Annotated in this window: 11 protein-coding genes and 1 pseudogene; 8 read left to right on the top strand and 4 right to left on the bottom strand. The window is 69.1% G+C overall.

What is annotated here, in order from left to right:
• Positions 1 to 19: 19 nt before the first annotated feature.
• On the bottom strand, positions 20 to 1042 hold the full coding sequence (locus tag ASC98_RS16045; RefSeq protein ID WP_056809019.1) for a LacI family DNA-binding transcriptional regulator: 1023 nt from the start codon (positions 1040 to 1042) through the stop codon (positions 20 to 22).
• A 168-nt stretch (positions 1043 to 1210) separates the two neighbouring features.
• Between ASC98_RS16045 and ASC98_RS16040 the strand changes: the two genes are divergently transcribed.
• Genes ASC98_RS16040 through ASC98_RS16030 form a run of 3 tightly spaced genes read left to right on the top strand, consistent with a single transcriptional unit; the run spans position 1211 to position 4283 of the window.
• Positions 1211 to 2539, top strand: coding sequence for a hypothetical protein (locus tag ASC98_RS16040; RefSeq protein WP_157604821.1), 1329 nt, complete (start codon positions 1211 to 1213; stop codon positions 2537 to 2539).
• Positions 2536 to 3585 (top strand): glycoside hydrolase family 26 protein, encoded by a 1050-nt coding sequence (locus ASC98_RS16035; RefSeq protein ID WP_056809022.1) that lies wholly within the window; start codon positions 2536 to 2538, stop codon positions 3583 to 3585. Before ASC98_RS16040 ends, ASC98_RS16035 begins: the two co-directional genes overlap by 4 nt.
• Positions 3582 to 4283, top strand: a complete 702-nt coding sequence (locus ASC98_RS16030) for a hypothetical protein (RefSeq protein ID WP_056809024.1) — start codon at positions 3582 to 3584, stop codon at positions 4281 to 4283. The genes ASC98_RS16035 and ASC98_RS16030 overlap by 4 nt, the downstream gene beginning before the upstream one ends.
• A 12-nt stretch (positions 4284 to 4295) precedes the next feature.
• Here ASC98_RS16030 and ASC98_RS16025 read toward each other — a convergent pair whose 3' ends face one another.
• Together ASC98_RS16025 and ASC98_RS32130 are read right to left on the bottom strand one after the other, a co-directional pair.
• Positions 4296 to 5198 (bottom strand): amino acid ABC transporter substrate-binding protein, encoded by a 903-nt coding sequence (locus tag ASC98_RS16025; RefSeq protein WP_056809026.1) that lies wholly within the window; start codon positions 5196 to 5198, stop codon positions 4296 to 4298.
• 349 nt (positions 5199 to 5547) lie between these two features.
• Entirely contained in the window at positions 5548 to 5883 is a 336-nt protein-coding gene (locus ASC98_RS32130) for a hypothetical protein (protein ID WP_157597964.1), read from the bottom strand.
• 59 nt (positions 5884 to 5942) lie between these two features.
• Between ASC98_RS32130 and ASC98_RS16015 the strand changes: the two genes are divergently transcribed.
• From ASC98_RS16015 to ASC98_RS15990, 5 genes and pseudogenes are all read left to right on the top strand, one after another.
• On the top strand, positions 5943 to 7694 hold the full coding sequence (locus ASC98_RS16015) for a glycoside hydrolase family 30 beta sandwich domain-containing protein (protein ID WP_056809030.1): 1752 nt from the start codon (positions 5943 to 5945) through the stop codon (positions 7692 to 7694).
• Between the two features lie 43 nt (positions 7695 to 7737).
• Positions 7738 to 9066 carry an endo-1,4-beta-xylanase gene (locus ASC98_RS16010; RefSeq protein ID WP_082552767.1) on the top strand — a complete coding sequence of 443 codons (1329 nt, stop codon included), beginning with the start codon at positions 7738 to 7740 and terminating at the stop codon, positions 9064 to 9066.
• Positions 9038 to 10051, top strand: a pseudogene (locus ASC98_RS32355) (non-reducing end alpha-L-arabinofuranosidase family hydrolase); the annotation flags it as partial. The gene ASC98_RS16010 and the pseudogene ASC98_RS32355, both read left to right, overlap by 29 nt.
• Position 10052: 1 nt before the next feature.
• Positions 10053 to 10730 (top strand): non-reducing end alpha-L-arabinofuranosidase family hydrolase (locus ASC98_RS31095; RefSeq protein ID WP_235581290.1); only part of this gene is annotated, 678 nt, incomplete at its 5' end.
• Between the two features lie 538 nt (positions 10731 to 11268).
• Entirely contained in the window at positions 11269 to 12303 is a 1035-nt protein-coding gene (locus tag ASC98_RS15990; protein ID WP_056820189.1) for a non-reducing end alpha-L-arabinofuranosidase family hydrolase, read from the top strand.
• Between the two features lie 69 nt (positions 12304 to 12372).
• Here ASC98_RS15990 and ASC98_RS15985 read toward each other — a convergent pair whose 3' ends face one another.
• Positions 12373 to 16776: a response regulator gene (locus tag ASC98_RS15985; protein ID WP_057480047.1), complete on the bottom strand. Its 4404-nt coding sequence runs from the start codon at positions 16774 to 16776 to the stop codon at positions 12373 to 12375.
• Positions 16777 to 16908 lie beyond the last annotated feature (132 nt).

Below are 16908 nucleotides of genomic sequence, written 5' to 3'. Positions count from 1 at the left end.
CGGGACGGGGCGCCCTGCGTCAACCTGTGACAGGAACCGCCTTGGTCGATTCGCGGACGATCAATTCCAGCTTCGCCATCGTCGCGCGCGGCGGCTTGCGGCCCTCGATCAGCGCGACGACGGCCCCCGCGGCCTCGCGGCCGAGGTCGCGCAGCGGCTGCCGCACCGAGGTCAACGGCGGCAGCGAGAACGAGGAATGGGACAGGTCGTCGTAGCCGACGATGGACATGTCGTCGGGCACGCGCACCCCGCGCCGGTACAGCGCGAGCATCGCGCCGTAGGCGGAGTCGTCGTTGGCGGCGAAGACCGCGCTGAACGGCAGGCCGCGATCGAGCAGCATGTTCATCGCCGTCACGCCGCCGGTCTCGACGTAGCCGCCCGGCGCCACCAGCCGCTCGTCGAAGGGCAGCCCGGCCGCGACCAGCGTGTCGTGGTAGCCGCGCAGGCGCTCTTCCGCGTCCTGGCGTCCCGGCGGGCCGGCGATGAAGGCGATGCGGCGATGGCCGAGTTCGAGCAGGTGGCGCACCGCCTCGCTGGCGCCGGCATGGTGGTCGAAGCACAGCGAATGCACCCGCATCGACGCCGACAGCCGCCCGAGCAGCACCGTGGGCACGCCGCGCGCATGGTGGTCCAGCAGTTCGTCGTCCAGGTCGCCGACCAGCAGGATCACGCCGTCCACCCGGCGGCCCATCAGCGACATCAAGCGCTGCTCTTCCTCGACCTTGTTCCAGTGCCCGCTCACGAAAATGGCCTCGTAGCGGTGGCTGGCCAACCCGTCCTCGACGCCGCGCATGGCTTCGTTGAAGAACGAGCTGGAGATCTCCTGCGTCAGCACGCCGACCGTCATCGTGCGGCCCTTGGCGAGGCCGCGCGCGACCAGGTTGGGCCGGTAGTTCAGGCGCTTGATGCTGCTCTCGATCGCCGCCGCCTTTTCTTCGGCGACGACATGGGTGCCGCTCAGGTAGCGCGACACCGTGCTCGTGGAAACCCCGGCCAGGCGCGCCACCTCTTCGAGCGTGACGCTGGTGTTTTCGATGGGCATGGCTCGATGATAGCGCTTGACTTTCTGGCGCATGGAAGGAAAAGGGCCGCGCGGGTCGGGGTATGACGCCCGGCAAACCACGGGGTTTCCCGCTTGCATCCGACGATTCGCAAGAACGGTCAGGCCCTTCTGTTGCAAGCGCTTGCACGGCGCGCTATCGTGCCGGCCATGAAGCCGAAAGCCCTCCCTCACCCCCTCCCCCTCCGCTCGCTCGCGCGCTGCGTCGGCGTCTTCGCCGTCACGGTGGCGACCTGGGCGAACGCGCAGGTCGCCACGGTGCGCATCGACCCGTCGCGCGCCGGTCCACCCGTCAATCGGCAGGTGCTGTCCGGGTTCAACTTCGGCAACTGGATGTCGGTGACGGAATTCCGCGATGAACTGGCCAAGGTTCCGGCCGCTGCACTGCGCTTTCCTGGCGGCAACGTCGGCGATGACCACGACATGGACGAGCCGACGCTGGACGCGTTCAAGTCGCTGCTGTCGCAGGTCGCGGGCGAACGCGAGCTGCTCGTGCAGACGCGCGTGTTCCAGGGGCGACCCGACCGCCCGGGCGCCAACACGCCGCAGGACGCGGCCCGCGCCGTGCGCCTGGCCCGCGCCCGCGGGCTGGACGTCAGGATCTGGGAGATCGGCAACGAGCCCGATCTGTTCAGCACCGTGCGCGGCGACGCGAGCTGGACGGTCCGGCGCTATTGCGACGTCTTTCGTGAGCAGGCCGCGGCGATTCGCCGCGAGGACCCGAAGGCCCTGATCGCCGGCCCCGCCGTCTCGGGTGACCAGCCCGGCGCCCCGCTCTTCCTCGAGCGCTTCGTCGAACTCTGCGGCGACGCCGTGGACGTGCTCACCTGGCACATCTACCCCACCGGAGGCGATGGCACCGAAGAGGCCGCGCTCGCCACGGTGACCGAGGTCGACCGCTTGACCGCACGCTTCTCCGCCCTGTGGAAGGACCGCGCACGCAACCCGCTCGGCCACAAGCGAAGCATCCGGTTCGGCGTGACGGAATACGGCCTGTCGTGGCACACCGACCGGCCGCGCTTCCTGTCCGACCAGGTGGGTGCGATGTGGGCGGCCGAATCGGCCTTGCGCATGGCGCAGCAAGGGGTGAGCCTGGCCCACTACTTCGCCTACATGGGCACCGGCTTCCACGGGCTGCTGGACACCGCGGGCGTGCCGCGCCCGACCTACTACGGCTTCGGCATGCTGGGCGAGCTGGACGGCGCCTTCGTCGAAGCGACCAGCAGCGACCCGATGCTGTGGGCCCATGCGACGAAGAAAGGCTCGCAGTTTCAACTCGTGCTGTTCAACACCGGCACCCAGGCCCGTCCGGTGCGCATCGACGGCCAGGCCGCGTTGACGCTGAAGGACGCACGCTTCTTCGACGCGGGCATCGCGGACGACGAGAAGCCGTTGCAGCCGCTCGCCGCACAGGCGGAGCGCACGATCACCCTGCCCGCCCGCTCGATGGCGATCGTCCGGCTGGAGCTGGCACCATGAGGCCCGATCAACGCCTGCGCCGCCGCCTGCTCGCCGCCTCGGCGCTCGGCCTGGGCCTGCCGGCCTGCGGCAGTCCGCCGAAGAAGGCGTCGGGGCTCGACGATGCGCTGGCATTGCCGGTCATCGTCGACCGCGACGAGGACAGCGCCCGCGGCATTTTCTTCGGCCTCTTCCGCGAGAGCGCGCTGCCCGACCTGCTGGACGACGCGCAAGCCGACCTGCGCCGCCAGCCGGCGGCCGCGATGTGGTTCACCCGCTTCGGCGCGGCTTTTCCGGAGTCGCAGATCCGGTTCCTCGCGCAGCACGGCGTGGCGGCGCAAGTGACCTGGGAGCCCTGGGGCTTCGACAACAGCCCCGTGCCGCTCGCCGACATCGTCGCAGGCAAGTGGGATGCCACCATCGACGCGTGGGCGCAGGGCGCGGCACGCATCGACCACCCCTTCATGCTGCGCGTGGGCCATGAATTCAATGGCGACTGGTACCCCTGGTGCCTGGTGAAGAACGGGCGCCAGCCCCAGCTCTTTGCGCGGGCCCATCGCCACATCGTCGAGCGCTTTCGCGCGGCCGGCGCCCACAAGGTCCGCTGGGTCTGGTGCTTCAACAACGACAGCACGCCCGCGGAGTCCTGGAACGACCCGCGCGCCGCCTACCCCGGCGACGAGTACGTCGACTGGATCGGCATCGACGGCTACAACTTCGGCACCAGCCAGAGCTGGTCGCACTGGAAGCCCTTCAGCCAGGTCTTCGGCGCTGCGGTCGCCATGGCGCGCGAGATCGCGCCGTCCAAGCCCATCGTGCTGGCCGAACTCGGCTGCTCGGAAATCGGCGGCGACAAGGTCGCGTGGATCGAGCGCATGTTCAGCGACATCGAGACGCTGCCCAACGTCCGCGCCTTCACCTGGTTCGACATCGTCAAGGAGACCAGCTGGGCGCTGACCTCCAGCAACGACTGCTGGCGCGCCGCCATCCAGGGCCTTCGCCGCGCGTCCATTCGCGGCAATGGGAACGCGCTGCTGTCCATCACCACCACGAGGAAACCGGCATGAACACCAGAAGCGCCACGGGCCCTGCAGCGCTCGCCACCCTGATCGTCGCCGTGCTGGCCGCGGGCTGCACCACGGCGCGCGCACCGACGGCCGCCGCAAGCAACGACGCCGCGCGCGCACCGACCAGCACGGCCGCCGAGCCGGCGGTCGACGGCACCCGCCTCGTGCTGGCGACCATGAAGGCCGGCGCCGGGACCGAACAAGGCGGCTCCACCGATGCCTTCGCGTATGCCGAGAAGGCCGGCGATGCCTCGGTCGGCAAGCTGGCGGCCGCCGATGGGGTCGCCCGCGTGACGGGGGTGATCTGGCCGCAGAAGGGCAGCACCTGGGCCGGGGTCGGTTTCACCGTCGGCGTGGGCCGCGCAGGCAAACCGGTGGACGCCTCGGCCTACAAGACCTTGACGCTGCAACTCGCCGCCAGCACGCCGGGCGTGCTGCGCATCCGCGTGCTCGGCGACGAGAAGGCCATTCGCGATGCCGGCTGCTACCCCGTCGTGCTGCAGCCGGTCACGCCGGAACTGCGCGAGTACAGCATCCCGCTGGCCAGGTTCGCCTCCGAGTCGTACTGCGGTGCCAATGCGCGAACCATCGCGGTCACGCAGGGCGCCCTGTCGGCCGTGGAAGTGGCCGACGCCAAGGTGGGTGGCGGCAAGCGCGACGTTGACTTCCAGGTGGGGCGCCTCGCGCTGGGTCGCTGAACGGCGTCGGAATCAGAGCGAGAAGCCGAGCAGCGCCGCGACGCCAGCCTCCTTGTTGGGGCGTGCAAAACCGTCGCGCGTCAGCCGGCTCATCCGGATCGTCAGCGTGTCGGTCATGAACCACTTGTCGTACAGCGCGTTGATCTCGCCACTCGCGTAGAGCCGCATCAAGCTGCGGTCCACGGCCGCCAGCAAGGCCTTGTCGCCCTTTCGGACCATCACCGCATAGGGTTCGACCGACAGCGCCAGCGGGCTCACCTCGAGCGAATCGAGCGCCCTGTCGGCAGACGCCAGGCCGAGCAGCAAGGAGTCGTCCTGCGGAAAGGCCCGGGCCCGGCCTTCCTTCAGCGCCTGGTACGCCTCGGCATTGCTGGCATAGGACTGGAACTCCGCACGCAGTTCTCCATCGGCCAATTGCCTGAACAGCTTCTCCGAAGTGGTGCCCTTGATCAGCGCGATGGGCAATCCGTTCAGGTCCTTCACGGACTCCACGCGAATGCTTCGGGGCGTCAGCACGCGCATCGAGGCCACGAAGAACGAGTAGCTGAAATCGACCTTCTGCTGGCGCGCCTGCGTGTTGGTCGTCGAGCCGCATTCGAGGTCGATCTCGCCGCTCTGCAGCTTGGGAATGCGCTCCGCGCCGCTGACGACCTTGAACTGCACCTTGAGTTCGCCGAGCTTCAGCTCGCGCTTGATCTCCTCGACGGCGTTCATGCACAACTCGACCGAGTAGCCGATGGGTTGCTTCTGCGCGTTCAGGAACGAGAAGGGCCGGGCCGATTCGCGCACGCCGATGGTGATGGTCCGGCTGTCGCGGATCCTGGCCAGGGTGTCGCCCTGGGATTGCGACCACGCGGCGCCGGTGGAACCAAGCAGCAGCAGGCACAGCAACGCGCGGGGCTGAAATGAAGACATGACCTGGACTCCGCCAAAGGCCCGAAGTCTGGCGGTCGCGCCTACCGAAGAAATGATCGGCTGTCGATCGATTCATGATCTCGATGCGCCGCCCTCGCCGCCCTCGCCGATCTGCATGAGTACGCGGGCCGGTGCATCCGGGGCATCGACCCGATTCGATGTAAATCGGATGCGTTGAAATTGCACTCTGTTGCACTGCGTCTCGCAGCGCCAACGCCCTGCGTGGGCATCCATCGTTTCCGCAAGTTTCGTCAATTTTCCTCACATCGCGACTCACACAATCGCGCCGGAAATCGGGGGCGTTGCACATCGAAAGAGATGGCGCCCGCACTTTGACGCAACAGGATCTTCACGATGAGCATGCCCAGCCAACGACCCAGACTCGCCACTGCAACGAGTGCACTGCTGTGCGCCATGGTGCTGTCTGCCTGCGGTGGTGGTAACGACTCGGGCACCGCTGCCGCACCGGTCGGGTCAGCGCCCGCACCTGCGCCTGCGCCTGCGCCTGCGCCCGCACCCGCACCCGCACCCGCACCTGCGCCCGCACCCGCACCCGCACCTGCGCCCGCACCTGCGCCCGCACCCGCACCTGCGCCTGCGCCTGCGCCTGCACCTGCACCTGCACCTGCACCTGCACCTGCACCTGCACCTGCACCTGCACCTGCGCCTGCGCCTGCACCTGCACCTGCGCCTGCGCCTGCGCCTGCGCCTGCGCCTGCGCCTGCGCCTGCGCCTGCGCCCGCTGTGCAAATCACCTGGCCCGATCCAGCCGCCATCGATTGGGGAACGGCCCTCAGCACGGCCCAGCTGAACGCGAAGGCGAGCGTCGCAGGCACGTTCACCTATGCACCCGCCGTTGGCGCGAAGCCCGAGGTCGGCGTCCAGACGCTGTCGCTCACGTTCACGCCGCAGGACAAGACCAAGTACCCGACGACCACCGTCGTGCGCAAGCTGACGGTCCACAAGGCGCAGCCGCCGGTCCGTTGGGACCTTCCGTCGGCCGTGCTCCAGGGGACCGCGCTCACGTCCTCGCAGATCACCACCGCGCCGTACGCGATCTATGGCATCCAGGGCACCGCCGATCCAGCCTCCTACATGACCGCCGACGGCAAGCCGCTGGGCACCGCGACGACGGCCGCCGCCGGGACGGCGCTCGTCCAGGCGACGTTCGTCCCGAAGGACAGCGCGCACTACATCTCGTCGGTGATCAGCACCACGCTGACCATCGCGCCCGCCCCGGCCATGGCGGCCATCGACTTCGGCGATGCGAAGCAGACCGTCCAGGGGTTCGGCGGCTCGGCGGCCTGGTATTACAACAAGATGACGGACGACCGCATGAACGTCCTGTTCGGCACCAGCGGCGCCGACAGCCTCGGGCTGAGCATCCTTCGACTGCGGATCGCGCCCGCCGACTGGAACGCTTCCGCCAGGACGGCCGATACCGGTCAATGGACCGCGGAGCTCGAGAACGGCATTTCCGCGCAGGCACGCGGCGCCCTGGTCTTCGCCTCGCCGTGGTCGCCGCCCGCGAGCCTGAAGATCGTCAACGCCGATCGCACGAACCCGCTCTACAGCGGGCGCCTCGATCCCGCGAAGTACGCGGACTACGCCCAGTACCTGAACGCCTACATCCGGTACGCCGCCAGCCGCAACGTGAAGCTCTACGCCGTCTCGCTGCAGAACGAGCCCGACTGGGATCCCAAGGACTACGAGTCCTGTCTGTGGAACGCCGACGAGATGACGGCCTGGGTCGGCGGCTACGGCGCAGCGGCCATCTCCGGCACGACGACCAAGCTGATGGCGCCGGAGTCGTTCTACTACTCGCAGGCCACCACCGACACGCTGCTGGCCGACGCCAAGGCCGCCAGCGCCCTCTCGATCGTCGGCGGTCACCTGTACGGCGGCACACCGAACTATTCCGGCGCGGCCCAGAAGCTCGGGAAGGAGGTCTGGATGACCGAGCACTTCCTCGATTCGGTCAACAAGGCCGACGGCAAGACGTCATGGCCGACCAGCGTCGACGACGCCATCGCGATGGCCAAGGAAGTCCACGACGGCCTGACGCTGTCGCAGTACAACGCCTACGTCCATTGGTGGCTCGTCAATTCCAACGACGCGACGCCGACCGGCCTGATCGGCACGAACAACAAGCCGACCTACTTCGGCATCGGCCTGAAGCATTTCTCGTACTTCATTCGTCCGGGCTACGTCCACTACGACGCGACCTCGCTGCCGCAAAAGGGCGTCCGCGTCTCGGCGTTCGGAACGCCGCCCGGCGCGGCCGACAGCAAGGCGGTGGTCGTGCTCGTGAACGAGAACGCGGCCGACGTCACCCTCACGACCTCGATCGCCCCCGCCGGTCGATCGCTGACCAGCCTGACGCCGTACCGCACCACCGCGAACGCCACGTTCGAGCGGCAGCCCGCCATCGGCGTCAGTGCAAACACCTTCTCCATTTCGCTGCCGGCCAAGAGCATCACGACCTTGGTCAACTGAGAAAGTCGATCCGATCCGTTCAACACATCAAGGGAGACGAACAGTGAACACCTCACGCATCTTCACGGCCATGGGCCGCACCACGATCTGCACCGCGGCCACCCTCGGCCTGCTGGGTTCAGCCGGCCTGGCGCACGCACAGATCGCCGTCGGCAAGCCCAAGTTCCTGGGCAACATCATTGCCGGCAACCCGCCCGGCAACTTCAGCGCCTACTGGAACCAGGTCTCGCCCGAGAACGCCGGCAAGTGGGAGTCGGTCGAGCCGGCGCGCGGCCAGATGAACTGGGGCCAGCTCGACCAGGCCTACAACTACGCCCGCTCGAACGGCTTCGCGTTCAAGCAGCACACCTTCGTGTGGGGTTCGCAGGAGCCGAGATGGATCGGCAGCCTGGGCCCCGCGCAACAGGCCGAAGAGGTCGAGGACTTCATGCGGCAGTACTGCCAGCGCTACCCGCAGACGCAGTACATCGACGTGGTCAACGAGCCGCTGCACCAGCCGGCCAGCTACCGCGAGGCCCTCGGCGGCGCGGGCGCGACCGGCTGGGACTGGATCGTCTGGTCGTTCCAGAAGGCGCGCCAGCACTGCCCCAACGCCAAGCTCCTGATCAACGAGTACGGGATCATCAACGACGCCAATGCGGTGAACCGCTACAAGGGCATCGTCAACATCCTGAAGTCGCGCGGCCTGATCGACGGCGTGGGCATCCAGTCGCACTACTTCAGCATGGACAACCTGGCGCCGGCGACGATCACGCAGAACCTGGACTCGCTGGCCCAGGCCGGCCTGCCGATCTACGTGTCCGAGCTGGACATGACCGGTGACGACGCCACGCAGCTGGCGCGCTATCGGGAGAAGTTCCCGCTGCTGTGGACGCACCCGGCCGTCGCCGGCGTCACGCTGTGGGGCTACATCGAAGGCCAGACCTGGGTGGCCAACTCCCACCTCGTGCGCCGCGACGGCAGCGAGCGGCCGGCGCTGACCTGGCTCGCCAACTACGTGCGCAGCAGCAATCCCGGCGGCGGCGGCGGCACGACCACCAAGTCCATCGTCGTGCGCGCACGCGGCACCTCGGGCCAGGAACGCGTGACGCTGCGCATCGGCGGCACCGCGGTGCAGAGCTGGACGCTCGGCAGGACCATGACCAACTACACCTTCACGACCAGCCTGTCGGGCGGCAGCACGGTGGAGTTCACCAACGACGCCGCGGGCCGTGACGTCCAGGTCGACTACCTGAGCGTGAACGGCAATGTGCGGCAGGCCGAGAACCAGACCTACAACACCGGCGTGTACCAGAACGGCCGGTGCGGCGGCGGCAGCGGCCGCAGCGAATGGCTGCATTGCAATGGCGCCATCGGATTCGGTGACCTGTGAGCCCCTCTCACCTGAACGGAGACATGTCATGAAGAACACGATGCAACTTCGCAACACGCTGTCGACGCTGGCGGCCTTCGTGCTGTCGGCGGGCGCGCTGGTGGCCGCCCCGGCACAGGCCGCCGTCACGGTCGACGCCAACACCTGGTACGTCGTCGTCAATGCCAACAGCGGCAAGGCGCTCGACCTCTACAACTGGATGACCGGCGACGGCGCCGAGTTCCGCCAGTGGAGCCGGCACGACGGCGCCAACCAGCAGTTCCAGCTGGTGAGTTCCGGCAATGGCAGCTACCGGCTGAAGAACAGGCACTCGGGCAAGGTCGTCGACGTGTGGAACTTCTCCACCGCCGACGGGGCCGCCGTCAACCAGTACACCGACCACGACGGCAGCAACCAGCAGTGGCAGCTGGTCGGCACCGACAACAACGCGGTGCGCTTCATCAACCGCAATTCGGGCAAGGCGCTCGAGGTCGCCGGCGCGTCCACCGCCGATGGTGGCGACGTCACGCAGTACACCGACTTCAGCGGCCGCAACCAGACCTGGGCGCTCGTGCCCGTCGGCACCACCACCACACCGCCGCCGGGCGGCGGCACCGGCAACGTGGCGCTGCCGTCCAGCTTCCGCTGGACCTCGAGCGCGGCGCTGATGGTGGCCAAGCCCGCGGCGCAGTTCCCGGAAGTGGCGATCAAGGACCCGTCGGTCGTGTACTACAACGGCCTGTGGCACGTGTTCTCCACCCAGGCCAAGGGCAACGGGTGGGGCCTTGAATACCGCTCCTTCACGGACTGGTCGAACGCCGGATCGGCAACGCCCTACTTCCTCGACGCCAGCGCCATCGGGGCCGGGTACCGGGCCGCGCCGTTCGTGTTCTTCCATGCGCCTTCGCGGCTGTGGTACCTGGTGACCCAGAACGGCAATGCCGCGTACTCGACCAACCCCGACATCGCCAACCCGGGCGGATGGAGCCCGCTGAAGACCTTCTACNCGGCTGTGGTACCTGGTGACCCAGAACGGCAATGCCGCGTACTCGACCAACCCCGACATCGCCAACCCGGGCGGATGGAGCCCGCTGAAGACCTTCTACAGCAGCGTGCCGGCGATCGTCCAGCAGAACACCGCCAACGGCCGTGGCAGCTGGCTGGACTTCGCCGTGGCCTGCGATGCGGCGGACTGCCACCTGTTCTCCGCCGGCGACAACGGGCAGATCTACCGCTCGCAGACCACGCTCGCGAACTTCCCGAACGGCTTCGGCAACACGGTGATCGCGCTGCAGGATGCCGATCGCAACAAGGTCTTCGAAGCACCCCAGGTCTACAAGGTGCGCGAGACCGGGCAGTACCTGCTGATCGTCGAGGCCATCGGCAGCGGCGGCCGGTATTTCCGCTCGTGGACCTCGAACAGCCTGGCGGGCACCTGGACGCCGTTGGCCGCGAGCGAGTCCAGCCCGTTCGCCGGCGATGCCAACGTGAGCTTCCCGACCGGCAAGTGGAGCCAGGGCATCAGCCATGGCGAGATCCTGCGCACCGGGTACGACCAGAACGTCGAGATCAGCGCCTGCAACATGCGCTTCCTCTACCAGGGTCTGACGCCTGGCGCGAAGGACAGCTACGAGAAGCTGCCCTACCGCCTGGGCGTGCTCACGCAGACCAACTCGCCCTGCTGAGCTGAATCCCCTGTGGGGGAACGAGCCGGCCACGACACCGCGACCTGCTCGCGGCTGTCGTGCGGCTCGGCTGGTGATGATGATTTGACGCAACAGGATCTTCACGATGAGCATGCCGAACCACCGCCCCCGACGCGCCACTGCGACGAGTGCACTGCTGTGCGCGATGGTGTTGTCTGCCTGTGGGGGCGGCAGCGATTCGGGAACCGCGGCCGCGCCGGTTGGGTCGGCACCCGCACCCGCACCCGCACCCGCACCCGCGCCAGCGCCAGCGCCAGCGCCAGCGCCAGCGCCAGCGCCAGCGCCCGTTCCTGCTCCTGCTCCTGCTCCTGCTCCTGCTCCTGCTCCTGCTCCTGCTCCTGCTCCTGCTCCTGCTCCTGCTCCTGCTCCTGCTCCTGCTCCTGCTCCCGCTCCCGCTCCCGCTCCCGCTCCCGCTCCCGCTCCCGCTCCCGCTCCCGCTCCCGCTCCCGCTCCCGCTCCCGCTCCCGCTCCCGCTCCTGCGCCTGCGCCTGCGCCGCCCGGTGGCGGAACGGGGGCGGTGAAGCTCCCGACCAGCTTCCGCTGGACCTCGAGCGCGGCGCTGATGGTGGCCAAGCCCGCGGCGCAATTCCCGGAAGTGGCGATCAAGGACCCGTCGGTCGTGTACTACAACGGGCTGTGGCACGTGTTCTCGACGCAGGCCAAGGGCAACGGGTGGGGCCTCGAATACCGCTCGTTCACGGACTGGTCGAACGCCGGGGCCGCGACGCCCTACTTCCTCGACTCCACCGCGATCGGCGGCGGGTACCGGGCCGCCCCGTTCGTGTTCTTCCATGCGCCTTCGCGGCTGTGGTACCTGGTGACCCAGAACGGCAATGCCGCGTACTCGACCAACCCCGACATCGCCAACCCGGGGCGGCTGTGGTACCTGGTGACCCAGAACGGCAATGCCGCGTACTCGACCAACCCCGACATCGCCAACCCGGGCGGATGGAGCCCGCTGAAGACCTTCTACGGCAGCGTGCCGGCGATCGTCCAGCAGAACACCGCCAACGGCCGTGGCAATTGGCTGGACTTCGCCGTGGCCTGCGATGCGGCCAATTGCCACCTGTTCTCCGCCGGCGACAACGGGCAGATCTACCGCTCGCAGACCACGCTGGCGAATTTCCCCAACGGCTTCGGCGATACGGTGATCGCCGTGCAGGACGCCAACCCGAACAATGTCTTCGAGGCGCCCCAGGTCTACAAGGTGCGCGAGACCGGGCAGTACCTGCTGATCGTCGAGGCCATCGGCGGCAGCGGCCGGTACTTCCGCTCGTGGACCGCGAGCAGCCTGGGCGGTAGCTGGACGCCGTTGGCGGCCACCGAAGCCAACCCGTTTGCCGGCGACGCCAACGTGAGCTTCCCGACCGGCAAGTGGAGCCAGGGCATCAGCCATGGCGAGATCCTGCGCACCGGGTACGACCAGAACGTCGAGATCAGCGCGTGCAACATGCGCTTCCTCTACCAGGGGTTGACGCCTGGCGCGAAGGACAGCTACGAGAAGCTGCCCTACCGCCTGGGCGTGCTCACGCAGACGAACTCGCCCTGCTGACCGGTTCCCTCCGGGACGCGAACGCGGGATCGCCGCGAAGACGCAGGCCGTTGCGCGAGGTCGGCGCGTTCAGGCCAGGCCCTCCTCCTGCACGCTGGCCAGCACCGGCGCGAGCTGGCGCTGCACGGCCAGCAGCAGCGGCTCCAGCGCCGCGGCATCGCTGCGCAGGTTGCAGGCTTCCTCCAGCGCCGCGGCGGCGCGCTGCAGCGCCGGCATGCCCAGGGTGCCCGCGACGCTCTTCAGGTCGTGCGCGTACCGCGTGGGCGCGCGGCCGTCCCCTTGCTCGCAGGCGGCTCGGAAGCGGGCGACGAAATCGGCTTCCTGCTCGCGAAACAGCGCCAGCAGCCGCCGGTACAGCGCCTCGTCGCCCATCAGCGCGGCCACGCCGGCCCGCATGTCCAGCGATGGCGGCTGCGCCTCGGGCGCCGGCGCGGGCAGCGCCGGATGCACCCAGCGCGCCAGCGTGCCGAACAGATCGTCGACGCGGATCGGCTTGGCCACATGGTCGTTCATGCCCGCCTGCAGCACCTTCTGGCGGTCGCCGGCCATCGCGTTGGCCGTCATCGCGATCACCGGCAGGTCCTTCAGTTCGGGGCGCAGGCGCAGCGCGCGCGTCGCCTCGTAGCCGTCCAGCACCGGCATCTGGCAGTCCATCAGCACGGCATCGAAGCGCTCGCGCGCGAGGATCGCCAGCGCCTCCCGGCCGTCGCCGGCAATGCTGACGACGATGCCGGCGCGGTTCAGCAGGTCGCGCGCCAGCTCCTGGTTGATGGGGTTGTCCTCGACCAGCAGGATGCGCGCGCCGGCCAGTCCCGCCTGGCGCGCCTGCAGCAGTTCCTGGCGCTGCTCGTTGCGGCTCGGCCCCACGCGCGCACGGCCCAGCGCGGTGGCGCAGGCGTCCAGCAGCCCCGAGGGCGTGACCGGCTTGGGCAGCAGCCCGGCCACCCGCAGCCCGCGCGCGGCGAGCTGGCGTTCGGCCTCGTCGCGACTGAAGGCCGTCACCATCAGCACCGTCGGCGGTGCATGCCGACCGGCCGTGCGCCCCAGGCGCTCCAGGCAGCCGATGCCGTCCAGGCCCGGCATGTGCCAGTCCAGCAGCAGCAGCCCGAACGGCCGGTCCGCCGCGTCGGCCTGCGCCACCGCCTGCAGCGCCGCTGCACCATCGGCCGCGGTCTGCGCCTCCAGGCCGAAGGCCGTCGACAGCGTGCGCAGCAGCTCGCGCGCCGCCGGGTGGTCGTCGACGACGAGCACCCGCATGCCGCGAAGCTCGGCGTCCTGCGGCGCCGGTGCGGCCTCGGACTGCAGTCCGAACGGCATGCTGAAGTGGAAACAGCTGCCGCGCCCCGGCGCGCTGTCGACCCCGATCTCGCCGCCCATGCGCTGCACCAGGTGGCGGCAGATCGCCAGCCCGAGCCCGGTGCCGCCGTAGCGCCGGCTGGTCGAGGCGTCGGCCTGCGTGAAGGGCTGGAACAGGCCCGCGCGGGCCTCGGGCGTGAGGCCGATGCCGGTGTCGTGCACCTCGAAGTGCAGCGTCACGCGCTGGCCTTCGCGCGCTTGCTCGGTCACCGCCACCGTGACCTCGCCGCGCTCGGTGAACTTGACCGCGTTGTTGCTCAGGTTCAGCAGCACCTGGCCCAGCCGCGACGGGTCGCCGACGAGCGCGGTCGGCAGCCCGGGCGGCAGCGCGAACAGCAGCTCCAGCCCCTTTTCCTCGGCCCGCATGCCGACCAGCGTGGCGAGCTGGTCCAGCACGTCGCCGAGCTTGAACGGGATGTCCTCGATCTCCAGCCGGCCGGCCTCGATCTTCGAGAAATCGAGGATGTCGTTGATGATCCCCAGCAGCGACTCGGCGGCGCGGTGCACCTTGTCGACGTAGTTGCGCTGGCGCGCGTCCAGCCCGGTCTGCAGCGCCAGGTACGACATGCCGAGGATGGCATTCATCGGCGTGCGGATCTCGTGGCTCATGTTGGCCAGGAACTCGCTCTTGGCGCGCGTGGAGGCCTCGGCGGCGTGCCGGGCGCGGGCCAGCTCTTCGGTGCGTTCGAGCACGCGTTGCTCCAGCCCTTCGGCCACCTCGCGCGCGATGCGTGCACGCTCGTCGAGCCGCGCATGGAGCGCGAGATCGAACCGGCGGTGCAACTGGCGGACGCGCAAGCGGTACGCGAGCCAGAGCGCCGTGAGCAGCAAGGCCGCGACCAGGGCCTGGAAATACCACGTCGCATACCACGGCGGCGGAACGCGGATGCCGAGCGCGAGCGCGCTGTCGTCCCAGTCGCCACGGGCGCCGCGCGCCTGCACCCTGAACGTGTAGTCGCCGGTCGGCAGCATCGTGTAGGTCGCGCTGCGCCGGGCGCTGTCCGTCTCGTTCCATTTCGATTCGAACCCGTCGAGCCGGTACCGGTAGCGCGTGCGCGCCGGGTCGACGTAGTTCAGCGCGGCGAAGTCGAACGACACGATGCTGCGCGGCTCCAGCGCCAGCGAAGCGGCCGACCAGATGGGCTGCTTCAGCGGCGCGCTGCCCGGCAGCACCGGCTCGCCGAACAGGCGGAAGTCGGTCAGCAGCACCGGCGGCGCGAGCTTGCGCTCGACGACCTGCCCGGGGAAGAACGCCACCAGCCCCTTCTGCGAGCCGAAGAACATCTCCCCGCTCGAGCTCCTGGCGGCAACCGCGGGTGCCGCGAACCGATCGGTCAGCAGGCCATCGGACGCGTGGTAGTTCGTGAAGCTCCCGGTGTGCGGGTCGAAGCGCGACAGCCCGTTCGGGGTGCTCATCCACAGGCGTCCGTCGTCGTCTTCCAGGATGCCGACCACCGTGTCCGCCGGAAGCCCGGAGCGCGAGCCGTACGACGTGAATGTCGCGTCGCGGGGATCGAGCCTGCCCAGCCCGCGGAACGTCGCGGCCCACACCATCCCGGCGCGGTCGACATAAACCGAATTGACGCGCTCATGGCCGGGGGGATGCGCGGCGCGCAGCTCGGCTTCGAAGACCCTGAAGCTGCTCGTGCGCGGGTCGAAGCGGTGCACGCCTTTCGACGACGTCGCCAGCCACAGCGCGCCGCTCGCGTCCTCGGCGATCGAGCGGTACTGCAGCAGGCTCTTCGGTTGCGGGCTGAAGGTCGTGAAATCCTTCGTCGCCGGCTCCCAGCGGCTCAGGCCGAAATCCGTCGCGACCCACAGGCTGCCGCCGCGATCGATCCGCAACGCGGTGATGCGGTCGTGGTTCAGCGACCGCGGGTCGGACGCATTGTGGGTGTACGTCGTGTACCCGCCCGAGGCCGGATCGAAGCGAACGAGGCCGTTGCCTTTCGTGCCGAGCCACAGCGTGCCGGAGCGGTCGCGCGCGATCGCGCTGACGCCTCGCGCGAAGACCGGCTGGTCGACCTGCGTGACCTGGTCCGTCGTGCGGTCGACACGGTTCAAGCCGCCGTCCGTGCCGATCCACAGCGTGTCGGGATCTTCCGCATAGGCCGCGATCACCGAGCCCTTGCCCAGGCCCTGCGGCCCCGTCTGCTGGTGGCGGTACGACCGGAAGCGCGGACGCTCGGTGTCGAAGCGATGGACGGCCCCTGCCCTGGTCGTCGCCCAGAAGCTGCCGTCGCGGTCCTTGAACAGGCCGACGACGAGGTCGCCGCGCAGGCCGTCGGGATCGTCGGGGTTGCTCTGGTACCAGATCGCCTGCGTGCGGTCCGGCAACAACTTCACGAGGCCGAGCTTGTCGGTGCCGAGCCAGAGCGCCCCCTCGCGATCCTCCTGGATCGACACGACGCCGGAGGACACGTTCGGCGCCAGCCCGGCGCCCCGGAAGGCATGGACCGTGACCTCGCCGCTGGCGACGTTGACCGAGGCCAGGTCGCCGCCGGACGACAGCCCGACCCACAGCGTTCCGCGGCTGTCCAGGAACGGCCGCGACGGAAAGCCGGTGCAGACGAACTTGCGTCCGGACGGCGACGAGAGCTTGATGTGCCGGATGACCTTGCCCGAGCGCCGGTCGAGCGCGTAGAGCCCCTCGCTGCTGGTGACCCACAGCGTGCCGTCGTTCAAGGGCAGCGTCGCGATGACGCGCGTCTCGCCGACAGAGGGCGTGTGGCGTGGCCGATGGCAGGTCGTCTTCGACGTGACCGGGTCCAGGGCCGTCACGCCGTCGTCCGTCGCGAGCCAGATGATTCCGTCCTGGTCCTCGGTGATGTCGTGGGCGATCGCGACGGTGCCGCAGGCCTCGTTCGGCGACCGGTATTGCGTGAAGCTGCCGGTCGCGGGGTCGTAGCGATTGAGCGAGTTGTCGGCGCCGATCCACAGCCGGCCTGCCCGGTCTGCCGTCAGCGACTGGCCGATGATGTAGCCGACGCTGTTCGCGTTCCGGCCGTCCGGAACCTTCATGAATCCGTAGCCGTCGTAGCGCTGCAATCCGTCGGCGGCGCTCAGCCAGAGAAACCCGTACCGGTCCTGCGCCAGCCGTTGTACCGCCTGGGACACGGGGGGCGGCTGCAGCGGGTGGAACTGGATCGGTGCGGCCGCGACGAGAGCCAGGTCGACGACGGGGATCTCCTGCGATCGGGCAAGCCCGCAGATCGCAAGCGAGGCAAGAGCGGCGGACAGTGCGACGAA

The sequence above is a fragment of the Rhizobacter sp. Root1238 genome (assembly GCF_001425825.1).
Taxonomy (GTDB): domain Bacteria; phylum Pseudomonadota; class Gammaproteobacteria; order Burkholderiales; family Burkholderiaceae_C; genus Rhizobacter.
The sequence above is the reverse complement of the archived record's forward strand: the minus strand, read 5'-3'. Positions and strand labels throughout refer to the sequence as shown.